Consider the following 21824-nt stretch of genomic DNA (forward strand, 5'->3'; position numbering starts at 1 on the left):
CCTAGCGACTGCTGTCTCGAATCGTCAGTTTGGTGGCTAATTTGACCATATAGGGAACACTTGGTTGGGTTCCTTGAAAGGTTTGCCATAGCATCTGAATAGCTTGCTTACCCATTTCTTCTGTGTAAACCGTGACGGTAGAGAGGGCAGGGTAGACATACTTGGCGATCGAAGTATCATTGAAGGAAATGATACTGACGCGCTCGGGAACAGCAATGTGGTGTTCCTGGAGGGCTCGAAGAGCCCCGACAGCCAAGGCATCACTGGCCATGAAGAAGGCAGTTGGCAACTCGTTTCCTAAGCCTTGGATCAGCTGCTCCATCAGTTGGTAGCCAGATTCAGTCGAAAATTCTCCAACCGCGACAAAGCGCTCTTGGTAAAACCCTTTTGCGGTGAGGTATTGTTGAAAGGTCCGTTGACGCGGATCCATCTGAAGCGGTGTCTCATCTGCTGTCTGTTCTTGGCCAACCAAAAGCCCGATTTCCTCATGCCCTTTTTCAAGAAAGTGATCAAGAACCATGATAACAGAATCTTCTAGATCTGTCGTCACACAAGAATGCCCCAGATAGAGGGTGTTGCTATCGACAAAGATCAAGGGCTTGCCGTAGCTTTCCAGATCTTGAATGGTCTTGGGACTGAATTTCCCAAGAGCGATGATACCGTCTGCCTCTTTCATCAAGGACCAATCATCCTTGCTGAAGATACGAATGATCTCATAGCCCAATTCTTGGGCCTGTCTTTCCAACCCTATCCGGATGGCGTAGTAGTAGAGATCGTCTAATTCTTCTTCGCGCGTGTACCATTCAAAGATAACGATTTTATGAGAGTTTAGGCCCGCTTGAGGCGCTGTTTTGTGGCTTTTCTTTTGGTAATGCAGGTCCTCAGCGATACGAAAAATTCGACTACGCGTGTCTTCACTGACGGATAAGGTATCGTCCAGATTGAGGACCCGAGAGACTGTTGCCTGAGAAACCCCTGCTTTTTCTGCTATGTCTTTAATCGTTGCCATAGTTGTTCCTTCTTTTGCTTGTTATCTAAAGTATACTCTAAATACCAGTAAAAAGAAATAGATTTTACTAAATGTTTACAGGTCTGAATGTTAGAGTGGCAAAGTAGGGTCCTTTTTTGAGATCAGAAAAATAGTAAATTTTTACTAAATTTTCTTTTATAATCGATTCATCTGTTAGCTTATTTAATAGAGAAAACTCCCATTTATAAACCAATTTCAGCTCTTTTATCTTTTCAATAAAATTTTACTAAAAATGCTTGAAAACAGTTATTATATTGTTTATAATACAGGTATAAAAACGTTTACAAAATCATTAAAGGAGTTCCCTATGGCTACACCCATTACTCGTCAGCAATTACGTGATCGCTTTCAAACCCTTTTTGGACTAGAAGCCGACCATACCTTCTTCTCACCTGGTCGGATCAATCTGATTGGTGAACACACAGACTACAACGGAGGGCATGTCTTCCCGGCAGCCATTACACTTGGTACCTACGGAGCGGCAAGAAAGCGCGAGGACAAGGTCTTGCGTTTCTTCTCAGGAAACTTTGAAGACAAGGGGATCATTGAAGTTCCGCTTGAAAATCTCCACTTTGAAAAAGAGCACAACTGGACCAACTATCCAAAAGGCGTGCTTCATTTCTTACAAGAAGCTGGTCATGTCATTGATAGCGGGATGGATGTCTTTGTCTACGGCAATATCCCAAATGGCTCAGGTCTCTCCTCTTCAGCTTCCCTAGAGCTCTTGATTGGCGTCATCGCTGAGAAACTATATGATCTTCAGTTAGATCGTCTAGATCTTGTCAAAATCGGGAAACAAACCGAAAATCACTTCATCGGGGTTAATTCTGGTATCATGGACCAATTTGCCATCGGTATGGGGGCTGATCAACGGGCTATTTATCTCGATACCAACACCCTAGAATATGATCTGGTACCGCTGGACCTTAAAGACAATGTCGTGGTCATCATGAATACCAACAAACGCCGGGAATTAGCGGATTCCAAATACAATGAACGTCGCGCGGAATGTGAAACAGCCGTCTCTGAACTCCAAGAAAAACTAGACATCCAAACTTTAGGGGAATTGGATCTCTGGGCTTTTGATGCCTACAGCTACCTGATCAAGGATGAAAATCGCATCAAACGGGCTCGTCATGCTGTACTTGAGAACCAACGGACCCTCCAAGCACGCAAGGCGCTTGAAGCAGGTGATTTGGAAGGCTTTGGCCGTCTCATGAATGCTTCCCACGTATCTTTGGAGCATGACTATGAAGTAACTGGTCTAGAATTGGATACCTTGGTGCATACAGCTTGGGAACAAGAAGGCGTCTTGGGAGCTCGTATGACCGGTGCAGGCTTTGGTGGTTGTGCTATTGCTCTCGTAAACAAAGATAAGGTTGAGGCTTTTGAGGAAGCTGTCGGCAAACGCTATGAGGACGTTGTCGGCTATGCCCCAAGCTTCTACATTGCAGAAGTTGCAGCAGGAACACGGGTACTTGATTAAAAAGGAGATAGAATGACAGAACAGGTATTAGATGCATTTGTCACGGCCGTCATTGAAGCAAGTGACTATGAAGAAATGGATCGGATTTATCTAAAAAACCGCGTCATGAGTCGCGTCGGTGAAGAAGGGTTAGACGCCCCAGTTCATCAGGCTAGTTTGATCGCGCTCAAAGATCAGCTGGTGGAGCTTGCAGTCGCTAATAGTAAGATTCCAGATAGCATGGCCGCAAAAGACAGTCTGGGTGCGGAGTTGATGGATTGGGTCACACCTAGTCCGAGTCAGGTCAATCGTCGTTTCTGGGAGACCTACCGTCAGTCCAAGGAAGATGCAATTGCGGATTTCTATGCCCTCTCTAAGCACAATGATTATATCAAGGTCAAGGCGATTGCACAAAATATCGCCTTCGAGACTGAGACCCCTTATGGGGCGATCGAAATCACCATCAATCTGTCAAAACCTGAAAAAGATCCCAAAGACATTGCAGCTGCTAAAAATGCCAAGGTGCGTCATTATCCTGCCTGTCAATTGTGTTTTGAAAATGAAGGCTATCAAGGCCGTCTAGACCACCCTGCTCGGGCAAATCATCGGATTATCCGCTTTGATATGGCGGGGCAGGAGTGGGGCTTCCAGTATTCCCCTTATGCTTACTTTAACGAACACTGTATTTTCCTTTATAGTCAGCACATTCCCATGTCTATTAACCGAAAGACTTTTGAGCGACTCTTGAGCATTGTAGAGACTTTCCCAGGTTATTTTGCAGGTTCTAATGCCGATCTCCCAATTGTAGGAGGTTCTATCCTAACCCACGAACATTACCAAGGTGGTCGACATACCTTTGCCATGGAGCTGGCTCCTGTGGAGGAAAGCTTCACCATTAAGGGATTTGAAAATGTGTCACTAGGAATTGTCAACTGGCCCATGTCGGTTCTCCGCTTGCAATCGGATGACAAGGCGCAATTGATTGAACTGGCAGACCATATCTTAGAAAGCTGGCGAGGTTACTCGGATCCAGCTGTGCAAGTCTTAGCCACATCTGACGGTCAACCCCATCACACCATTACCCCCATTGCACGAATCCGCGATGGGCATTATGAACTGGACTTGGTGCTCCGTGACAACCAAACCTCACCAGAGCATCCCGATGGTATTTACCACCCGCATGCGGATGTGCAACACATCAAAAAAGAAAATATCGGCCTGATCGAAGTCATGGGCTTGGCGATTTTGCCTCCTCGTCTCAAGGAAGAGCTCAAGCAGGTCCAAGATTATCTACTTGGACGTGAAAGCAGTGTGGCTAGTTACCACCAGGACTGGGCTGCTGACTTGAAAGCCACTCACCCGTCCCTCACAGAAGAAGCGAAGGCAGAGGCCCTTGTCCGTGAATCAGTCGGTCAAATCTTTGCGCGCGTGCTCGAAGATGCTGGTGTCTACAAGCGAACAGCAGAAGGCCAAGCAGCCTTTAGACGCTTTGTCGCGACACTTTAAGTGTGGAGAAGAGGCAGAAATTTGGTACAATAAGAGAGAAGATAAAAAAGCGAAAGGAAAACAAATGGCAATACTCGTACTCGGAGGAGCTGGCTATATCGGTTCCCACATGGTGGACCGTTTGGTCAATGAAGGACAGGAAAAAGTCGTGGTGGTCGATAGCCTGGTCACAGGCCACCGTGCAGCGGTGCATCCAGATGCCGTCTTTTACCAAGGAGACTTAGCGGATCAAGACTTCATGCGCACGGTTTTTAAGGACCATGCAGATATCGATGCGGTCATCCACTTTGCGGCCTACTCACTGGTCGCTGAGTCTATGGCAGATCCATTGAAATATTTTGACAACAATACAGCTGGTATGGTCAAACTCTTGGAAGTCATGCATGAATGTGGGGTACACTACATTGTCTTTTCTTCAACCGCTGCCACTTACGGCATCCCAGAAGAAATTCCGATTCTTGAAACCACTCCACAAAAACCGATCAATCCATATGGCGAAAGCAAGCTCATGATGGAAACTATTATGCGCTGGGCCGATCAAGCCTATGGCATCAAGTATGTGCCCCTCCGTTACTTTAATGTAGCGGGTGCTAAGCCAGACGGGTCGATTGGCGAAGACCATGGACCAGAAACCCATCTCTTGCCAATCGTCTTGCAAGTAGCCCAAGGTAAACGCGAGAAGATCTCTATTTTTGGAGATGACTACAATACACCAGATGGCACCAATGTCCGGGACTATGTCCATCCATTTGACTTGGCAGATGCCCATCTGCTAGCGGTAGAGTATCTCCGAAATGGCAACCCATCTACCGCCTTTAATTTGGGCTCATCGACCGGATTCTCTAATCTTCAAATCGTTGAAGCGGCCCGCAAGGTGACGGGACATCCGATTCCACTTGAGATTGCTGATCGTAGACCAGGAGATCCAGATACCCTGATCGCATCCTCTGAGAAGGCGCGTGCAATTCTCGGCTGGCAACCAAAATTTGATAATATCGAAACCATCATCCAAACAGCCTGGGCATGGCATTCCAGCCACCCAGATGGCTACAATGATCGATAAGGAGGGGATTGCTAACATCATTTTTGAGGCTTTTCTAATAACATCTAAAACGACAGTTGATCTTACTAAATGACTCATTTCAGACGTCAGTCATTTCCTTAACCATCATAAAATAGTGAGGGATTCAAAATGAATAAAACCACAAAAATGTTAGCCGTCTTCTTGACAGCTGGTCTTCTTTTAGCTGGTTGCGCACAAAAAGAGAGTACAAAATCTACTAGTCCATCGTCCACTAAAGCGACGAGTAAAGCAACAAGCAAATCATCTGCTAAAGAAAAGACAAAAGAGTCATCGACCGATAAAAGCAAAAAAAAGGATGCACTAGCGGATGTTCAAAAAACGGTTCTTGAAACAAGTGATGAAGCAGGAAAGTCAACCATCACCTTGTATTACAAGGGAGATACCTTGTTAGTACAAGAAAAAGTTGATGATTACGATGTCTCAAAAGTAGCTGGTGACAACCCTCTTGAAACCATGAAAGAAGCGGTTACCAGAAACCAAGAAAAATTCAAAGATCTGATGGGACATGGATTTGAACTGACATCAGAATACAAAGATGGTATCTTCTATATCCGCAATACAATTGATTACACTAAAGTAGATATGCAAAAATTAAAAGAGATAATTCCTACTTTGAACCTTGAAGCAGACAATACAATCAGCTATTCAAAAGCCAAAGAGCTTTTCATTAATAGCGGTATGGTCGAAAAATAAACCAAATGGAGAGCAGTTCAGTTTGCTGCTCTTTTTTGTTTTGGTATGAATTCATGGGTATATTTTGGTAGAATAGAAATTAAGGAAAAGTAAGATTAAAGAATGATTAGCAATTGTATGAAGAAAATCTTTAGTTGAGTGATTACAAGGAAAGAAATCCACTGACGATTCGGAAGTATTGAGAAGATCAATATAGTTTACTTATACACTGATCAAACGATTCATCCCTTTTGAAATTAGAGATGTAATGGAAGGGGTTGAAAGAAATACAATTAAGTACAAAAAAAGAGCATTTCTGATAATGGAAATGCTCTTTTTGGGGTTAAGATGACCTCAATCTATCTGTGCCTGATGATGTATTGATCATGATAAAACAAATCTTCGTTAGAAGGCAAGTCTATTCATTTTTTTGAATGATTAGTTTTCCAGCTCTAATTTCCCAGACTTGGTCAAAGTTCTTCAGTGCTTCATTCTGTCGGTGTAAGGTAATGATGACAGCACACGGTAAGTCTAGTACTTTTTTCAATTCTGCCTCGAACTGACGAGCGTCCAAGGCTGAAAAAGGTTCATCCATAATAACTAATGGACTCTGACGGTTTTTTTCTCGATTGAGGTACATGCGTTGTTGTTGACCACCTGACAGGGATTGAGGAGGTGTTACTTCGAACTCCACATCCTTAAACTCTGCAGGGAAAGTATTGAATAGCGTAACATTATTTTCATAACTAGAGATGAAGCTATGCTCTTGTTGCAAAATCAAGCCAAATTTTCCCCAAAGCTGATTTAGAGGAAGATCATTCAGCAAAATCTCGCCTTGGAAATCCTCATCCGTACCATTTAAAATATTGAGTAGGCTACTCTTACCTGATCCGTTCTCTCCAATGAGGGCAATCTTATCTCCTTTATGAATGGTGGCAAAAGAAATCTTTAATGTTGATTCCCCAAGTTGTTTAGAAAGATTCTTCAATGTGATTGTTTCAAAAGAAAGCTGTGGTGCCTGAATTGAAGATGGATGCTTAACAATAGTTTGAAAGCTTTTAATTACAGGCTTTACCGACTCCAACATTTGCAGATCGTAAAGGATTTCTTGAATTGGTTCTGAGAAGGCTGTAATATAACCAAAACTGGCCACCACCTCGGGGATACCAATTTGCTGATGATATAGAGAGTAAGCTAGATAGGAAAAGAGAATAAGGCTAATGAATTCAAAAGAAATACCCGTCAAGAGAATACCTGTAATTTTAGTCAAACCATACCTAAGATACTTATCCTGCAAGTTTTTGAGGGAACTTCTTTGTTGCTCTATAAAATGAGGTAGAGTGAGTTTGTTAACTAGGTGATGTCCTCGGAATAGATCCTCCAAGGTCCGATAATAATCACTTTGCTTTTCAAGATAGATCTGTCTACGCTTCGCAGTAAATTGACCAACGATCTTTGGAATTTGAATACTGATAGCCGTTGAAATCAGTAGGATCAGCGCCACTATAGGATTGATCGTTCTGGTAATAATGATGGTATAAATCAAAATTCGTAGAATCTGCTTAAAAAAACTCATCAGTGGAGGTAGATAATCTTTTTCCAGTGAATCAAGATCATTAGATTGATAAGAAATGTATTCTGCGACTGTTTTCTGCTTGAAATCATGGTGGGCAAGTCCCAAAAGAGATTGAAACCAATCGTTCTTTAGATTTGTCGAAAAGAGAATGGCCTGTTTCCAATCAAGTCGCATTTGGATGTAGTTGCAAGTTAAGTAACCTATAACTGCGATGCAATAACCTGCCAAAGCTATTTGATAGTGGCTACGAATTAACTCTTGTGTAAAGTATGGAAGAAGAGCAGTACAAATATTGGATAGTCCACTAAAGAGAAAATTAAAGAAAAGATACCAGCGCAGAGGCTTAAGGTATTGAAGCATAGACGAAACTCCTTGATAAAGCTATAACATAAAAACTAATAATGAAATAATGGCACTGTTCCATCAATGAGCAAATAGGGGCATTATTTAGAAACTTTCATTATTGTAAAATATAACTAAATTATAGCATATGATGAAGTCAGTTAATTAATTTAAAAGAAGGTTTTCCATGTGTTTCTCAAAAAAATTTGATATTAGGATGATTCTGTAGGCGTGTTCATTTAAACAAAAGAATTGCTAGCGACAGGAGATGGCATCCTCATCGAACATACACGAAATGACGACTACTGGGCTGATGGGGGAGATGGCTCTGGAAAGAACAAACTAGGCCTTCTCCTAATGCAAGTACGGGAAGAGTTGAAAAACTCTAACCTGTAATCTATCCTCTAGCTATTCCATTTAACAGTCTGGGTTTGGTATAACAGTCAACTAGATAGTTACAATGATCAACAGGAGATATTCCTGAAGGTGTAATGTAAGATATTAGTGAAAAGATCGGAGAACATACATGAAATATAGTAAACTAGGCTGGGAAGAAGTTAGTAAGTTTGAGGAAATAAAAGGTTATGGACAACATATTTGGCGACATCATGAGAAATATTTTTTTGTTACAGATGAAGGGGGAATAGCTGAACAGAGGGTAGTCTATGAATTACCATTAGAACTATTTCAATCACCCTACCAAGTTTTTCTGAGTTACTTGAAAAGTCTAACTTAATTTGACAATTTAGGCAATAAAGAAATCCTAGACAAGCTTTTGAGCTATTCAGAAGACTTGAAATACCACTATAATCTCTATCAGCTCTTGCTTTTTCACTTTCAGAATAAGGAACCAGAGAAATTTTTTGGACTCATTGAAGACAATATAAAGAAGGTTCATTCTCTTTTTCAGACTGCATTTCTAAAGGACAAAGGGAAAATCATCAATGCCCTTCAGTTATCCTATTCCAACGCAAAATTGGGAGCGACTAATAATCTCATCAAACTTATCAAACTTATCAAACGCAATGCCTTTGGTTTTCGGAACTTTGAAAACTTCAAGAAGCGAATTTTCATCGCTCTGAATATCAAAAAAGAAAGGACGAAATTTGTCCTTTCTCGAGCTTAGCTTTTCTTCAACCCACTACAGTTGACAAAGAGCCGTAGATTTTAGGTATTTACCTTGTCTACTTAAGAGGTATCATATCATCGAGATAAAGGTGATTTGTTTGTTCCTAAGAATTAGGTTTTAGGTTTGACTTGTGGCAACTTCTGGAAAAAGCTTGTCTAGGATTTTTGGAGTGATAGCTTGTCCAGGACCTTCAGCACAATAGGTGTGAATATACATAGCGGGATTGAAGTTGAGCTCTATACAAGTGCAATGAGGTTTTTCCTTGCTAGCAGGCTGAGTTTTATCTGGAATGATGAGGTCAACCCCGCAAGCCCAGGCCCCCATGCTAGTCGCTATAGCTGCAGCTAATTCTTGATAGGATGAATCCATGGTCTCAGTGACATCAATAGAGTCGCCACCTGTAGAGATGTTGGAGTTACGGCGGAGATTGACCTTTTTCCCTTCTGGGAGAATATCATCAGGTGCATAACCTTGCTGAGTCAACATCAATTGTTCGATGTCTCCTAGCTTAATGATTTCCAGAGGTGAGCGGTGGTCACAGCCTCGCAATGGATTGGCATTTTTCTGAGCGACTAATTCACGAATGGTGTGTTTGCCATCACCGACAACATTAGCAGCGACACGAAGGAGGACAGCCTCACAACGCCCGTCCAGAATGAAGAAACGGTATTCGGTTCCTGGGATAAATTCTTCAACAAGAACAGCTGTATCTTCTGCAAAGGCAATCTCGAGAGCTTTCTTATAGTTATCAAGGCTGGCAGGCTCTTGGAAAATGGAAATGCCCAGACCGAAGTTGGTTGATTTTGGTTTAACCACAATTTGCTTGCCCTTGATAAGAGGATAGTAGGCTAGACCTTGTTCTAGACTGGTAAATTCGTCGCCGGCAGGGACAGGGAAGCCAGCATCAGCCAGAATTTTTTTGGTCACGGTTTTATTAGCCATGGCAAGAGGAACTACATAGTTGTCTTTTGAGGTCATGTTACCATTTTTGACGTACTCAACATGATCTTTATGCCAGAGTTTAAGGAATTGATCCTGCTCATCTAGGATTTCAAAATGAAGCCCCTTTTGAATGGCATCAAAGAGCAGCATCTGGGTAGAAAGTTCCATATCCTCATAACCCTTAAGAGCATAGTGGGCAGTCCAGTCGTAATCATGATAGGCAAGCGCCTTGTCAAGGGCAAAGTCAGAAAGGGACTTGTCTTTGATATGAGGAAGAAGTTGAGCAGCAAGTGTCTGACTGGAATCTGCAAAGGCATCTTTAACTTGTTTGACCAGACCTTGATGATAGTTACCAAGCCCAAAATGTTGCACCAGTTGGTCTAGAGCTGTCGTAATGTTCTGAGTTTCAGCTTCAGAAGGTAGAGGTTCTAAAGGATGAGAGAGGGCAATTTTTTCATTCAGCGCGTGACCTTGAGCCAGAGCCTGATCAACATTTTCAGGGGCATCCAGCCAGAGGAAGGCTAGAAGGAGTAGGTGTACGGTATCCATGGTAGTTTGGCTAATACCGATACGCTCAAAGGGGTTGAGGTCGAAGTTACGGAATTCTAGGTAGGTGATTCCCTTGTCAAGGAAGGAGCGATTAACCTTTTGTCCACGGAAACGAACAGCCGAGTAAAATTCCTTTTCCGCAATCAAATCACCTTGTTCGATATAGTTTTCGATGGCAGAGACATAGTCTTCTAGGCTTGCAAAAGATACTTGTATTTCTTCCTTATTGACATAACCATGGTCGCTGTTTCGGAAGGAACGCACGAGTTCTGGTACTTCTTGGTCGAAGAAGCCTTGCTCAGCAACAGGTGCAGCACCAAAGAGATAGGTAATCACCCAACGATAGCGCAAATAGTTCTGAGCCAGCTTAAGATAGAGAGCGTTTTTGAAAGCAATTATATCAATCTGGTCACTTTCTTGGAATAGGGCTTCAACCAAATCTTTCCCTAGTTCCATATTATAGTGGATACCTGAGATAGCTTGTAGTTTAGTTCCGTATTTTTCGGCCAGGTAGTTACGATAATGGCGTTCAAATTCATTTTCCAGTTGGGCAACTTGGATTTCTTGGGCGTTGATACGAGGAGGCATAGACAAGGGCCAGAGAAGTTCATCTTTACTGATGGAACGTCCAGCTACATCGGTAATGGCTCCAAGAAATCGACGAGCCTCAGTGGTAGATTTAGCAACTGGTGTGATGAGTTCCATCTGAAACTCACAAAAATCTGTTTGAATATAAGGGTGGAAACTTCGAGCTCCTAGGCAGGAAGGGTGAGGCGTATGTGCTAATTTTCCCTGTCTATCGACACGAAGACTTTCGCGTTCAATTCCAAAGTTAGCTTGAAGGATAGGGCTAGTAGGCTCCAGCTTTTGAAGCAGTTGATTTATAGTCATAGAGTCACCTTTTCATCTAATGTTAGTGATAGTGTATTATAAATAGGAGAAGAAAACAACTTTCCGCTACGGTTAAGGGGGATTTCCGAATGTTTCAGATAAGAATTCTTAAAACCAGTTGCTTTTTAGCTCTATTATATGCAAAAATTGTAAAATACCCACTGATTTTTATGTAAAATGTTATTTCTCTTGCAATTTAAATCAAATTAGCCTATACTAATGACGTATATATGAGAACGAAAGAATCCCTAGGGTCGGCACTGCACCCATAAAATGAGACACAAGAAAACACTCCTGTTGAATTCTGGTAAACTAGAAACAGGAGTGTTTTGTTATGGTCAAAAAAGCATCTTCGGTAGAAACTAAGCTAGCCTGTATCGAAATGAAGAAGGCAGGTAAATCAAATAAGGTTATCATGGATACCCTCGGTATCAAAAATGCTACTCAGGTGAAAACCTGGTGGCAATGGTATCAGAATGATGAATTGTACCGTTTCCACCAGCCTGTGGGGAAACAATATACTTATGGTAAAGGAATGAAACAATTATCTGAAGTGGAACAGTTACGATTGCAGGTAGAATTACTAAAAAAGTATCAGAGCTTGATAAGAGAATCGACAAAGTAAGTCTTATCAAGCTAGTAGAAGAGTATAAGAAAACATGCCCTGTATCTATTATTTTAGAATGTTTCGGCGTCAAACGCTCCACCTTTTATCGCTGGAAACAGGAGTGTAAGAATTCTCAGAAAAGAGGCGAAATAGCAGATAAAATCGAACAACTCTGTATGGCAAATCGCTTTATTTACGGCTATCGAACCATCACTCGCTTACTAAAGAAAGTTTATAACCTCGTCGTTAATCGCAAGAAGGTCTATCGTATCATGAAGGAAAAGGGCTGCCTTTGCCGTGCCCGTCCCAAGAAGGGACCTAAATTAGGGAAGCCTTACCATGTAACAGACAATAAGCTGGATCGTGATTTTCAGGCAGACAAGCCTATGGAGAAGCTTGTCATAGACATCACCTACCTCTACTTTGGAAACTGTAGACTTTATCTATCTTCGATCATGGATCTCTATAATCGTGAAATAGTAGCTTATACCATCTCAGAGTGTCAAGATACTAACTTTGTACCAACAACTTGAGCTACCTCAAGGGGTACTTTTACACAGCGATCAGGGATCTGTCTGCACCTCAAAAGCCTACTATCAGCCTTGTATAGAAAAAGGCATCACCCGCTCCATGTCCCGAAAAGGAACACCAGCAGATAATGCCTGTATCGAATGGTTTCACTCTGTTCTCAAGTCTGAAACCTTCTCTCTCCATAAGTGAAGAAACATAACTGGAGATAGTATAACAGATATTGTCAAAAATTACATCATATTTTATAATGAAACTAGAATTCAACAGAAATTAAATGACCAGTCCCCTGTAGAGTACAGAGAATTGGTCGTAGAAGGGGTCCAGCAACCGAAGGGCGCTAGCCTTCAAATTTTCCTCCCAAAATGTGTCCAAAATATTGACAGAATTCCAACACGGAAGATTTGGCACAGAATGGATTATTTGGTTTTACGACTTTCTTTATCATCTTTAACCTTGCTTTGCTTGTCTTGGCAGGCTGGGTAGGGTATAAGTGGAAGATAAGATGAAAAAAATGGAGAAAACTCTAATGGTTCTTCTCCATTTTTTTATCTAATTAGTAATGTTGAAAATTGGAAGTGAAATGATACTTTCAAAGAATTCATTTTGGACACTAGCAAACGAAATAGAGCCCTGATGCAAATCAACAATTTGTTTTGAAATTTTTAGCCCAATTCCAGTCGTTCTAATTTTAGAAATATCAATGCTTTTAAAAGATAATTCATTAAGTTCAGCAATTTTTTCTGGTGAAGCTCCCTGTCCATTATCTTTGATTTCGACAATTACATTTGTATCTTTTTTGAATAAGTGGATTCTTATTGTGCAACCCTTTTCGTTATGTAAAACAGAGTTGTAGATGATATTATGGATAACTCTTGTGATTAAAAACTGCTCAATCATGATAGATTGATTAACAAGTGAATAATCGTAATCAAATTCAAATTCAAAATCATTCCAGATTTCTTGATTTAAAATATGGATGAGAATGTCTTTGAAGAAGGGGATAATTTTTGTTTCAGTCTGATTTAATTGAAGATGACCGGATGAAAGGCGAGCTACTATATTTAAGTCATTTAAAATATTTTGGATGTAATAGGATTCCGTCAATATTGGGCGAATATGTTTTTTAGACTGTGTATCTAGTTCAGAATCATTTAACAAGGACGCGTTAGAAATGATGACAGAAAGAGGTGTTTTGATATCGTGTGCAATACCTGAAATCCATTGCTCTTTAAAGACTTCATTCTCTTTGAGTAGAGTATCAGTTTGATTAATTGCAGCTGTAAGATATTCTAGTTCTGATATAGAATTTATTGGATTTTTCAAACCATCTGGGAGATTCTGAATAGCAGTTACAAGAGGCGCAATTTTACGATTGATATGCGTCACACCATAGTAGTAAAGAAAAGCGAAATAGAGGCAGTTGAAAAGCAATACTCCAAATGCTACTAGCGGAATCAGGCGAATACTATCTATATCTAAGTAATTATAACTATAACGAGCAATTTTATCTTTTGGAAAACCAACAACAATGATGTAGTCACCTTTTATCTGACTAAAAACAGGATAATCTGAAAGATAATAGCGAGAAAATTGTAAAATGTCCCCATAGTCAAATTGCGAAGGAACTTCTGTAGGTTTATACTGTTCGTACACTTGTTTGCCAGTCTGCTTATCCAATACCATGAGCCATAACTTTTGTTCTTTTAGACTAGAAATATCATTTCTAGGTATGTGGACGTTATTATTTGTGATGGTAATGTGTTCAGAAATTATTTTCACAGTCTCAGTAGCAGTTTGCTTTTTACTAATGTAGAAAACAAAACTGGCAATTAGAATAATATTGGTAATAAAGATAATGATGGAAGAAAAGATAAATTTCTTTAGTGAATACCTTAAAATTTTGGTTTGATTCATAATCATGATAACAATTTATACCCTAGCCCTTTAGCTGTCTTTAAATATTGAGGTTTTGAAGGATTTTCTTCTATTTTTTCTCGAATTTTCCGAATATGTACAGTCAAAGAATTTTCATAACCAAAGCTATCCACTCCCCAAATCGTATCACAGAGAGATTCGGTTGAAACGATGTAATTTTTATTATCGTAAAGTTTTTTCAAAATCTGAATTTCAATTGGCGTAATAGAAATTTCTGCTCCATTTTTTTGTACTGTTGCATTCCGAAAACTCACCAAAGTCTGTCCAATCTGTATTGTTTCCTGTTCTGATTTATAGCTTCTCCGGAGCAGAGCCATAATACGATAGATAAGATTTTTTGGAATGAAGGGTTTCATGATATAATCATCACCACCAGCATTGAAACCAGCTATCTCATCTTCAGGATTATTTTTGGCAGTCAGAAAGAGGATAGGAGTATCGCCTTTTTTTCGGATATGTTTTGCTAATGTGTAGCCATCCCCATCGGGTAGCATAATGTCCAAAAGGAAAAGGTCGAACTGCTCTATTTCAATCATGTCCAAACTAGATTCTATATCATAGGCTGATGTTAGATTGGAAAATCCGTAGGCAGTGAGAATATCTCTTATGGAAGAGTTTAAAATTTTGTCGTCATCAATGATAAGGATGTGCTTATTCAGGAGTTGTTGTTCGAAACTCATAATCTTACCTCGCTTATCTATATTATACCATTTAAAAGAGTGAAAAAAGCAAGATACTTTAATCTTAATGTAAAATTAAGGTTAGCTTAGTTTAAAATTAATCTAGCATGTCTATAATAAAGACATAACCTAGATAGAGATACTTCTCAAATAAATTTTAATCAGTGAGGTATTTCCAAATGGCTAAACAACAAATGAATCTCGTTGAGATTGAAGCAATGAATTCTCTTCGAGAATTGACTCTTGAAGAACTTGATAACGTTCTTGGTGCTGGTGGTGGAGTAATCCAAATCCATTTTATTCAGACAAAACAATGGTAATAGTGACTCACCAATTAGATATTGTGAATTATGTTGATTCTATCATTTTTGTTGATAAGAGTAGTGGAGATGTTATCAAAGATACTCATGATAATTTGATTTATAGAAATCAAAATTATAGAAAATTTTTTGGTTTAATGGAGGAAGTTCATAATGATTAGTAATGTTTTACAGATAAAAAACTTACAAAAGGAATTTAAGGACACTCAGGTAGTTAACCTTAGTTCCTTATCAGTTCAACAAGGTGAGATTTATGGTTTTCTAGGTCCAAATGGAGCTGGGAAAACAACCACCATGAAGATGATTTTGTCTTTGATTTCTCGTACAGCTGGGGAGATTGAAGTGTTCGGTCAATCCATAGGTACGGACAAGCAGTATCTTAATCAGATTGGCTCTATGATTGAAGAACCGTCTTATTATCCTAATTTGACAGGCTATGAAAATCTCTTGGTTTTCCAAAAAATCCTTGGATTTGATAAGAAAAATATTCAGGAAATCTTGAAAATTGTTGGGTTAGATCAACCTAAAAACAAGAAAAAATTGGTTAAAGATTATTCGCTGGGAATGAAACAGCGTTTGGCTTTAGCCTTTGCCTTAGTCAAGAAACCGCGTTTGTTGATACTGGATGAGCCAACAAACGGGTTAGACCCAGCAGGGATTCATGAAATTCGGGAACTGATTATCAAGTTGGCAAAAGAACAGGGTATTACTGTCTTCATCTCTACCCATATCCTTTCTGAGGTAGAGCATATCGCTGACCGTGTGGGGATTATCAATCATGGTCAACTGGTTTACGAGGGAGAAATTCGTAAAATTCAGTCCAATAAATGGCTGGAAGTGCGTGGGGATTTTAGAGGTCGACGTGAAGCCATTAGCCAAGTATTATTTGATTATCCGTGCAAGATGTTAGAGATACAAGAGGATAAACTCAAGCTGACTAACCTTGCCGATCAGCAGATTTCTAGTTTGTTACGAGATTTAATAGTCGAGAAAGTTCCAATTTATGAAGTGAAGCAAGAACAAGAAACCTTGGAATCTATCTTCCTCAACTTAACCAAGGAGTGAGTCTTATGTTGAATAATTTGTCTATTGAATTGCTCAAGGCAAAACGAACCAAATCCTTCCTCATTAGCATACTAGTTATGGGAGTCGGATTTGCTTGGGCAATTGCAGCCGCTACACGTTACCTAAGTAATCCACACATGCACCAGATTAGCCTAATTTTCTATATGATAAAAGAAGTAAATGGCTTGATTCTTCCTATTGTGGTTGCTCTCTTTGTATCGCGGATTGTTAAGAACGAGAAGGAGGGCAACACTTTCAAACTGCTTTTGGCAAATGGTGAAAATGTACGGCATATCTTTCTGAGTAAGCTTGGCCTGACTATGTTCGTTTTGACCTTTCTCGCTTTTTTGGAGGGAGTAGTAGTCCAGTTGATTGCAATCTTATCTGGTCTAGAAATGCCTGTTAGCCTAATCCTCTGGCAAATCGTCATTTTCTTGCTAGCCTCTTTTGTCTTGACCTGTCTGTTTTTGACTTTGCAGTTTTTATTGAAAAAGCAGGCATTGATATTGGCATTAGGGATTTTCGGAGGATTTCTTGGAGTTGGATTTGGTCATGCTCCAGCTTTTCTACAGCTGATTTTCCCTTTTGGTGGTATAGGATATCTGTCTCTGGTGGATTACCAGCAAGTCGCCAGTCAAGTGAGTTATGTTTTGGTGACAAACCTAGGATTTAAACTCTTTACATATTTGCCAATAGCTCTAATCTATCTCTTCTTATCTCTCTATCTAGTTGAAAAGAAAGGAGGCAAGCTATGATGTCTTATCTATCAGTAGAATGGCGGAAAACCCAAAAATTTTCCATGTTGATGATTGGTATTTTCTTCTTAGCTTTTTGTAGCCTGATTGGTCTTGGGATTTACTTAGGTGCAGCTTATTCTATGGTTGCAGAAAGTGAAAAAGTGCCTGTTTTATGGGGACAATTGACCTTCTATTATAGCCAGCTTTTCTTTCCGATTTTAGTCAGCATTTATGTAGCCATGATGTTAGGAAAAGAGTTTGATAGAAAAAATATTGAATTTCTCAGAGCTAATAATGTCAGTCTTGGGAAATTATTGTTTGCAAAAGAAATAGTAATTATCTTGTTTATTGCTGTTTTACAGTTGTTCTTGTTTGGTATTTTTTATGTCAGTGCTCACCTAGCTCATTTAGAAATTTCTAATTTGTTCACCTACCTCAAGTGGGATTTATTGGGGATTTTTGGAACAATTAGTATGATGGCAGTGCAGTTTTTTGTAACAGCTAAAACTCGTGTTTTCAGTAAATCTGTGGGAATTGGTGCTATTGGTACTTTCGTAGGATTTATGATGATTTTTGTATCAGATAAATTATCTTTAATCTATCCCTACTCCCAAGCTATGGTGGCAATGCGGTCACGGAATTTGATAGACTTTAATTTAGTGGAAATAGTGCTGTTTATCATTGTAAATATTCTTCTGTGGGGGATTTTCCATACATTGAGTAATAAAGAATTGCATAAGTAATGAGACTCTTCGGAGTCTTTTTCTTGTGATAAAAGCTCCAAGCTTTATCTGGTATGCTTGATCTAGTTTTTATAGAAAGAAGGTCTAAGATGTTAAATAAAGTCAAAACTAAAGCCTTAATTAGTGTTGGAGCAGTGGTTGCAACTAGCTCTATTCTCATGATGGGATATACTGCTGGTCAACACTCGACTGCTAAACAAAGTCATAAAGAGATTGAATTGGCTGAAGCTAAACTTGTAGAGGATAAACAAGCAGAAGATAAAGCCAGCATTTTGTCATCAGATACTGTATTAGTGCCCCAAATTCAAGAGAAAATTCGTCAGATAGTATCTCCAATGGATGCTGCCTGAGAGGGGCGCAATCGTCAAAATCCTTTGAGAGCTGATTGGGAAGAGGTCAAAGATGAGGTGATGCTTCAGTCCCTTCGGATGAAATTTAGCCAAAATCTAGAAATCGCGAAAGAATTGCTGGCGACAGGAGATGCTATCCTCATCGAACATACACGAAATGACGACTACTGGGCTGATGGAGGAGATGGCTCTGGAAAGAGCAAGCTAGGCCTTCTCTTAATGCAAGTACGGGAAGAGTTGAAAAACTCCAACCTGTAATCTCTCCTCTAGCTATTCCACTTAACACCTAAGGTTTGGTATGAATGGCAACTAGAAGGTTACAATGATCAATAATATGGAACTCAAGTCAGTTAACTTGAGGTTTTTATGTGCGTGAATGAGCTTGGAATACCACTAACTAGGCTTTTTTCTAGCGGTGAAAGATGTTATAATATGAAAAAATTTAAAGGAGAAATGAATGGGAGATAAATACACAGTAAAAAGTGATCTTTCGGTAGCTGCTCAGCATGCTACTGCAATAGGATCTGCCAATAATCATTCAGCTATAACAGTTCAAAGAGATGAACAAACGACAGTTGCTGGTAATAATAGTGCCAAAAATGGTATTAGTCAATTTGAGAATCTTCAGACTCAGCTATCGAATCATATTGTGAATATGATTCAAAATATCCATAGCTTGGCCGACCAATTTGAAGATAAGGATGCCATGATTCGTCAAAATTTAAATATTTTGAATACCATTCAGTCTAAGCCATCATTCTCAAATGAAGCGAAATCAAAATACTTAGATGTATTAGAGGATTAGATATGAGTGCAGAAGACACATGGAATAAGCTCCATGAGAAAGAACGACAACTTTCAGAGAAGGAGTGGGACTTATATCAGCGGATAGAAAAATTAGATTCGAAGAAAATGGAAGTAATGGATCAGCTTTTTAATGATTCGCATTGGTTAAATGATCTAGATTTTCTTTTCGAAGGTAGTAAATTCCAAAGTCAAATGATGAATGACCAGTTAGAATTCCAGCATCAACTGAGAATAATGGAATACAGTCTGTATGAAGAATTAGAAAAACTTCAGAAAGAACATAAATCTATTGAAATGAAGTTAGATTCGATTCATCAAGAAAAAAGACGATTAGTGACGGAGGAAATCACATGAGTATAGATATGTATCTAGAATCCGCCAGAAATCAGGCAACTAGTTTATCTAGTATATCCGCCCAGTGCGTGCAACAGAATATTGAATTGATTAAAGTTCTTGAAAATTTTGTCTCTGAAGAAGAGTTAAAAGGGCATGCTTACGACTCAGCAAAGGCGCATATTACAAGTACTGTAATTCCATTAATTCAAGGGATTGTCTTATACCAAGAATCACTGGCGGAGGAGTGTCAAAAATTTGTCAGTCAATATACCTCTGACGTAGATAGTAAAAGTTGGCGTCAAGTTGATTTAGAAGAAAAAATTAGGGAAGCAGATCAAAAGATTTCTAATCTACGACAGTTAATGGAAACAAAATCGGATGATAAGATTTCAGCTTTTCTAAATCTTTCGGTATCCATAGCTGTATTAGAGGGGGCAAAACAAAAATTACAGAAAATATTAATGAGCCTGCTTACTTTTAATGCAGTCTCTCCAACTATCTTTTTAAATTCAGAGCGGTATTTATTGGCTGTTCAAAATGGTTTTGCCCAAGCTGCACAATCATGGGATGCTGCTAGTGGAACCTACTTGCCTCCAACTAATGGAGTGGATCTATCGTGGAAGCAAACAATCTCTTTTGGATGGCAAAAACGTCAAGCAATCCTGAACAAGCTAAAGAATCCGAAGGTTGAAACGTTTGAAGATAAGCTTTCTAAAATGTCGAATGGAGAAATTGCTGAAAAATACGGATCTATTATCAATGCTTATACAAGATTTAAGTCGTCTGGTAGAGGAGATGCAATTTTAGCAGAATGGGATATTGAAGATTTGGATCTTTTGCTAAATTATAATAGCAAAAAGAAAGATGATCAGTCAGGCTTACTCCCTTCAGAATTAGCGAAGGTGGATCCAAAATTTAGAAAACATATTGATTCCATGGATCAAGAAGCATTAGAAGAGGCCTACCCAGAACTTAAAACATTAATTTCCAGAGCTTATGTCAATCCTTTCAAGCAATTCTTTCAGACAGAGACAGAGCGAGCTAATTATGATTATCTACTAGACCGTTATTTCCTTTTGGATAGTCAAAAAATGCTTAGTTGGCGAGATCCCGCCTTTCAAACTAAATATGATTATTATATAATTGAAGAAGGTATTGATCCTTTTACAGGCAAACCGGCTACACAGGAAGAAATCAATCGTGCAAAAAATATCAAGAAAGTGAGAGCTTTTACTGATAGCCTCCAACTAGCAAGTACCTTGTATACTTCTTATGTTGGATATAATCAGTACTACAATAAACCCTACACAACTTTCTCAGATGTATTTAGCAAGGTAAAAGGGAAAATTCCTGTCTTCAATAGGAAGCCAGTAATTCCTGAGGTAAACACTAAGGTAGAAACCAATGTTAAGACTAGAACAGAAACCGCAAAAACTTATGACCGTGAACATATTTTACGAAATATAGAAGAAAGCAAGCTTGCGAGGGAGAGTTCAGGGTTTAAAGACTTTGCAACTAGAGAAAGATATCTAGAGAAAGTCTTTGACAAATTAACTCCTGAAGAAAGGGAATTAATTTTTAATATTTCTAAGGACTCACCTAAAGTGGAGTATATTAGAGGTACATATACTAAGAAGGATATACTTGATATTAAGCCCGATTCTCAGAAAGGAATCTTTCGCCCAGATATTGAGGAATATCTCACCCCTAAATCTATAGAAGCACACAGACAACAATTTAAGAATGGAGCATCCAGATTCCAAAAATTTCAGCCTAGTGAAAATTGGAATGGAGGTATTGTTGGGAGTGGTGATGGAACAAGTTTCTGGTTGAGCAAAGAACATGCAGATATCATTGAGAAGGTTGCTGATGGAGATAATCGTCTTTATGAAATCATATTAGGACTTGATGAAGGTTATTTAGGAGACGGGCCACTTTATCGTTTAGATGTCACTCCAGAAGTAGTAGCGAAAAAAGGAATTTCAATACCAAGTGGGAATGAAATTGGGGCCAATGACTGGTGGAGACCAGCTGGACGAACTTTCCCAGGAGATATTCCTGAAGGTGTAATGGAAGATATTAGTACCAAGAGAGGAGAACATACATGGAACATAGTAAATTAGGCTGGGAAGATGTTATCCAGTTTGAAGAGGTAAAAGGTTACGGTCAGCATATATGGAGAGATGGTAATACTCTTTATTACGTTACTGAGGAGGGAGGAATTGCCCCTCAGCGAGTGGTTTATGAATTACCAAATGAGTTATTTGCCTTACTAGAGAGTGGGGAGAGAACGATACGAGAAGTATCTTATAGAGTAAAGAACAATTGTTGGCCACCGACAGAAGAAGAAAAGAACGAAATAAGAAAAAAAAGAGCTAGAGAAAAGCCAATTGTGTTGATATCAAACCGTAAAAATCAGTTGCTTTTTAGTAATAAAGAACTTGAAATACTTATTCCTCAAGCCGAACAACAATGGATAGAATCAATGGGTGAACTTCCAGACGATTATGTATCACCACTTAAGTAA

Annotated in this window: 21 protein-coding genes and 3 pseudogenes; 19 read left to right on the forward strand and 5 right to left on the reverse strand. The window is 39.3% G+C overall.

Annotated features, from left to right (window positions below; all coding sequences use genetic code 11):
• Position 1: 1 nt before the first annotated feature.
• Positions 2-1009 (reverse strand): LacI family DNA-binding transcriptional regulator, encoded by a 1008-nt coding sequence (locus tag HA044_RS07515; protein ID WP_187540585.1) that lies wholly within the window; start codon positions 1007-1009, stop codon positions 2-4.
• 328 nt (positions 1010-1337) lie between these two features.
• On the opposite strand from HA044_RS07515, the gene HA044_RS07520 reads away from it, so the two are divergent.
• The 4 genes from HA044_RS07520 to HA044_RS07535 all read left to right on the forward strand — a co-directional run bounded on the left by HA044_RS07520 (position 1338) and on the right by HA044_RS07535 (position 5778).
• Positions 1338-2516 carry a galactokinase gene (locus HA044_RS07520; protein ID WP_187540586.1) on the forward strand — a complete coding sequence of 393 codons (1179 nt, stop codon included), beginning with the start codon at positions 1338-1340 and terminating at the stop codon, positions 2514-2516.
• Between the two features lie 12 nt (positions 2517-2528).
• Positions 2529-4001, forward strand: coding sequence for a UDP-glucose--hexose-1-phosphate uridylyltransferase (gene galT, locus HA044_RS07525; RefSeq protein WP_187540587.1), 1473 nt, complete (start codon positions 2529-2531; stop codon positions 3999-4001).
• Positions 4002-4065: 64 nt separating this feature from the next.
• On the forward strand, positions 4066-5064 hold the full coding sequence (gene galE, locus HA044_RS07530) for a UDP-glucose 4-epimerase GalE (protein ID WP_187540588.1): 999 nt from the start codon (positions 4066-4068) through the stop codon (positions 5062-5064).
• A gap of 129 nt (positions 5065-5193) precedes the next feature.
• On the forward strand, positions 5194-5778 hold the full coding sequence (locus HA044_RS07535) for a DUF1307 domain-containing protein (RefSeq protein WP_187540589.1): 585 nt from the start codon (positions 5194-5196) through the stop codon (positions 5776-5778).
• 397 nt (positions 5779-6175) lie between these two features.
• Here the strand turns inward: HA044_RS07535 and HA044_RS07540 are convergent, their stop codons facing one another.
• Positions 6176-7693 carry an ABC transporter ATP-binding protein gene (locus tag HA044_RS07540; RefSeq protein ID WP_187540590.1) on the reverse strand — a complete coding sequence of 506 codons (1518 nt, stop codon included), beginning with the start codon at positions 7691-7693 and terminating at the stop codon, positions 6176-6178.
• Positions 7694-7927: 234 nt separating this feature from the next.
• On the opposite strand from HA044_RS07540, the gene HA044_RS07545 reads away from it, so the two are divergent.
• From HA044_RS07545 to HA044_RS07555, 3 genes and pseudogenes are all read left to right on the forward strand, one after another.
• On the forward strand, positions 7928-8071 hold the full coding sequence (locus HA044_RS07545; protein WP_295336221.1) for an NADAR domain-containing protein: 144 nt from the start codon (positions 7928-7930) through the stop codon (positions 8069-8071).
• Between the two features lie 130 nt (positions 8072-8201).
• A complete protein-coding gene (locus HA044_RS07550) occupies positions 8202-8411 on the forward strand; it encodes a hypothetical protein (RefSeq protein ID WP_031573799.1) in 210 nt (69 codons plus the stop codon).
• A gap of 6 nt (positions 8412-8417) precedes the next feature.
• A pseudogene (locus tag HA044_RS07555) lies at positions 8418-8801 on the forward strand (transposase); the annotation flags it as partial.
• A gap of 120 nt (positions 8802-8921) precedes the next feature.
• On the opposite strand, the gene gshAB reads toward HA044_RS07555, so the two are convergent.
• Positions 8922-11186 (reverse strand): bifunctional glutamate--cysteine ligase GshA/glutathione synthetase GshB, encoded by a 2265-nt coding sequence (gshAB, locus tag HA044_RS07560; RefSeq protein ID WP_187540591.1) that lies wholly within the window; start codon positions 11184-11186, stop codon positions 8922-8924.
• 334 nt (positions 11187-11520) lie between these two features.
• On the opposite strand from gshAB, the pseudogene HA044_RS07565 reads away from it, so the two are divergent.
• Together HA044_RS07565 and HA044_RS09910 are read left to right on the forward strand one after the other, a co-directional pair.
• A pseudogene (locus HA044_RS07565) lies at positions 11521-12627 on the forward strand (IS3 family transposase); the annotation flags it as partial.
• 98 nt (positions 12628-12725) lie between these two features.
• Positions 12726-12830: a hypothetical protein gene (locus HA044_RS09910; protein WP_222935347.1), complete on the forward strand. Its 105-nt coding sequence runs from the start codon at positions 12726-12728 to the stop codon at positions 12828-12830.
• A 43-nt stretch (positions 12831-12873) separates the two neighbouring features.
• Here HA044_RS09910 and HA044_RS07570 read toward each other — a convergent pair whose 3' ends face one another.
• Together HA044_RS07570 and HA044_RS07575 are read right to left on the reverse strand one after the other, a co-directional pair.
• Positions 12874-14244 carry a sensor histidine kinase KdpD gene (locus tag HA044_RS07570; protein ID WP_187540592.1) on the reverse strand — a complete coding sequence of 457 codons (1371 nt, stop codon included), beginning with the start codon at positions 14242-14244 and terminating at the stop codon, positions 12874-12876.
• On the reverse strand, positions 14241-14939 hold the full coding sequence (locus HA044_RS07575; protein ID WP_006149379.1) for a response regulator transcription factor: 699 nt from the start codon (positions 14937-14939) through the stop codon (positions 14241-14243). Before HA044_RS07575 ends, HA044_RS07570 begins: the two co-directional genes overlap by 4 nt.
• Positions 14940-15118: 179 nt before the next feature.
• On the opposite strand from HA044_RS07575, the gene HA044_RS07580 reads away from it, so the two are divergent.
• From HA044_RS07580 to HA044_RS07625, 10 genes and pseudogenes are all read left to right on the forward strand, one after another.
• Positions 15119-15259 carry a type A2 lanthipeptide gene (locus HA044_RS07580; protein WP_222935348.1) on the forward strand — a complete coding sequence of 47 codons (141 nt, stop codon included), beginning with the start codon at positions 15119-15121 and terminating at the stop codon, positions 15257-15259.
• A gap of 153 nt (positions 15260-15412) precedes the next feature.
• Positions 15413-16324: an ABC transporter ATP-binding protein gene (locus tag HA044_RS07585; RefSeq protein WP_187540594.1), complete on the forward strand. Its 912-nt coding sequence runs from the start codon at positions 15413-15415 to the stop codon at positions 16322-16324.
• 5 nt (positions 16325-16329) lie between these two features.
• On the forward strand, positions 16330-17079 hold the full coding sequence (locus tag HA044_RS07590) for an ABC transporter permease (RefSeq protein ID WP_187540595.1): 750 nt from the start codon (positions 16330-16332) through the stop codon (positions 17077-17079).
• The gene (locus tag HA044_RS07595; protein ID WP_187540596.1) at positions 17076-17804 is read left to right on the forward strand and encodes an ABC transporter permease; all 729 of its coding nucleotides are present in this window, start codon (positions 17076-17078) and stop codon (positions 17802-17804) included. The genes HA044_RS07590 and HA044_RS07595 overlap by 4 nt, the downstream gene beginning before the upstream one ends.
• Before the next feature lie 89 nt (positions 17805-17893).
• Positions 17894-18094, forward strand: a pseudogene (locus HA044_RS07600) (peptidylprolyl isomerase); the annotation flags it as partial.
• Between the two features lie 84 nt (positions 18095-18178).
• On the forward strand, positions 18179-18412 hold the full coding sequence (locus tag HA044_RS07605) for an NADAR family protein (RefSeq protein ID WP_262407553.1): 234 nt from the start codon (positions 18179-18181) through the stop codon (positions 18410-18412).
• 199 nt (positions 18413-18611) lie between these two features.
• Positions 18612-18959, forward strand: coding sequence for a TIGR04197 family type VII secretion effector (locus HA044_RS07610; protein ID WP_187540597.1), 348 nt, complete (start codon positions 18612-18614; stop codon positions 18957-18959).
• Positions 18960-18961: 2 nt separating this feature from the next.
• Positions 18962-19315, forward strand: coding sequence for a DUF3958 family protein (locus HA044_RS07615; RefSeq protein WP_187540598.1), 354 nt, complete (start codon positions 18962-18964; stop codon positions 19313-19315).
• Positions 19312-21420, forward strand: a complete 2109-nt coding sequence (locus HA044_RS07620; protein WP_187540599.1) for a hypothetical protein — start codon at positions 19312-19314, stop codon at positions 21418-21420. Before HA044_RS07615 ends, HA044_RS07620 begins: the two co-directional genes overlap by 4 nt.
• On the forward strand, positions 21402-21824 hold the full coding sequence (locus HA044_RS07625; RefSeq protein WP_042766262.1) for a hypothetical protein: 423 nt from the start codon (positions 21402-21404) through the stop codon (positions 21822-21824). The genes HA044_RS07620 and HA044_RS07625 overlap by 19 nt, the downstream gene beginning before the upstream one ends.

This window comes from Streptococcus sp. IMAU 99161 (assembly GCF_014435245.1).
GTDB lineage: Bacteria > Bacillota > Bacilli > Lactobacillales > Streptococcaceae > Streptococcus > Streptococcus lactarius.

Coding starts and splice junctions, on each gene's coding strand:
- HA044_RS07625 (WP_042766262.1), top strand. CDS start 21,402: ATGGAACATAGTAAATTAGGCTGGGAAGATGTTATCCAGTTTGAAGAG.
- HA044_RS07615 (WP_187540598.1), top strand. CDS start 18,962: ATGAGTGCAGAAGACACATGGAATAAGCTCCATGAGAAAGAACGACAA.
- HA044_RS07540 (WP_187540590.1), bottom strand. CDS start 7,693: ATGCTTCAATACCTTAAGCCTCTGCGCTGGTATCTTTTCTTTAATTTT.
- HA044_RS07575 (WP_006149379.1), bottom strand. CDS start 14,939: ATGAGTTTCGAACAACAACTCCTGAATAAGCACATCCTTATCATTGAT.
- gshAB (WP_187540591.1), bottom strand. CDS start 11,186: ATGACTATAAATCAACTGCTTCAAAAGCTGGAGCCTACTAGCCCTATC.
- HA044_RS07620 (WP_187540599.1), top strand. CDS start 19,312: ATGAGTATAGATATGTATCTAGAATCCGCCAGAAATCAGGCAACTAGT.
- HA044_RS07595 (WP_187540596.1), top strand. CDS start 17,076: ATGATGTCTTATCTATCAGTAGAATGGCGGAAAACCCAAAAATTTTCC.
- HA044_RS07570 (WP_187540592.1), bottom strand. CDS start 14,244: ATGATTATGAATCAAACCAAAATTTTAAGGTATTCACTAAAGAAATTT.
- HA044_RS07520 (WP_187540586.1), top strand. CDS start 1,338: ATGGCTACACCCATTACTCGTCAGCAATTACGTGATCGCTTTCAAACC.
- HA044_RS07580 (WP_222935348.1), top strand. CDS start 15,119: ATGGCTAAACAACAAATGAATCTCGTTGAGATTGAAGCAATGAATTCT.
- HA044_RS07535 (WP_187540589.1), top strand. CDS start 5,194: ATGAATAAAACCACAAAAATGTTAGCCGTCTTCTTGACAGCTGGTCTT.
- HA044_RS07610 (WP_187540597.1), top strand. CDS start 18,612: ATGGGAGATAAATACACAGTAAAAAGTGATCTTTCGGTAGCTGCTCAG.
- galE (WP_187540588.1), top strand. CDS start 4,066: ATGGCAATACTCGTACTCGGAGGAGCTGGCTATATCGGTTCCCACATG.
- galT (WP_187540587.1), top strand. CDS start 2,529: ATGACAGAACAGGTATTAGATGCATTTGTCACGGCCGTCATTGAAGCA.
- HA044_RS07550 (WP_031573799.1), top strand. CDS start 8,202: ATGAAATATAGTAAACTAGGCTGGGAAGAAGTTAGTAAGTTTGAGGAA.
- HA044_RS07590 (WP_187540595.1), top strand. CDS start 16,330: ATGTTGAATAATTTGTCTATTGAATTGCTCAAGGCAAAACGAACCAAA.
- HA044_RS07515 (WP_187540585.1), bottom strand. CDS start 1,009: ATGGCAACGATTAAAGACATAGCAGAAAAAGCAGGGGTTTCTCAGGCA.
- HA044_RS07585 (WP_187540594.1), top strand. CDS start 15,413: ATGATTAGTAATGTTTTACAGATAAAAAACTTACAAAAGGAATTTAAG.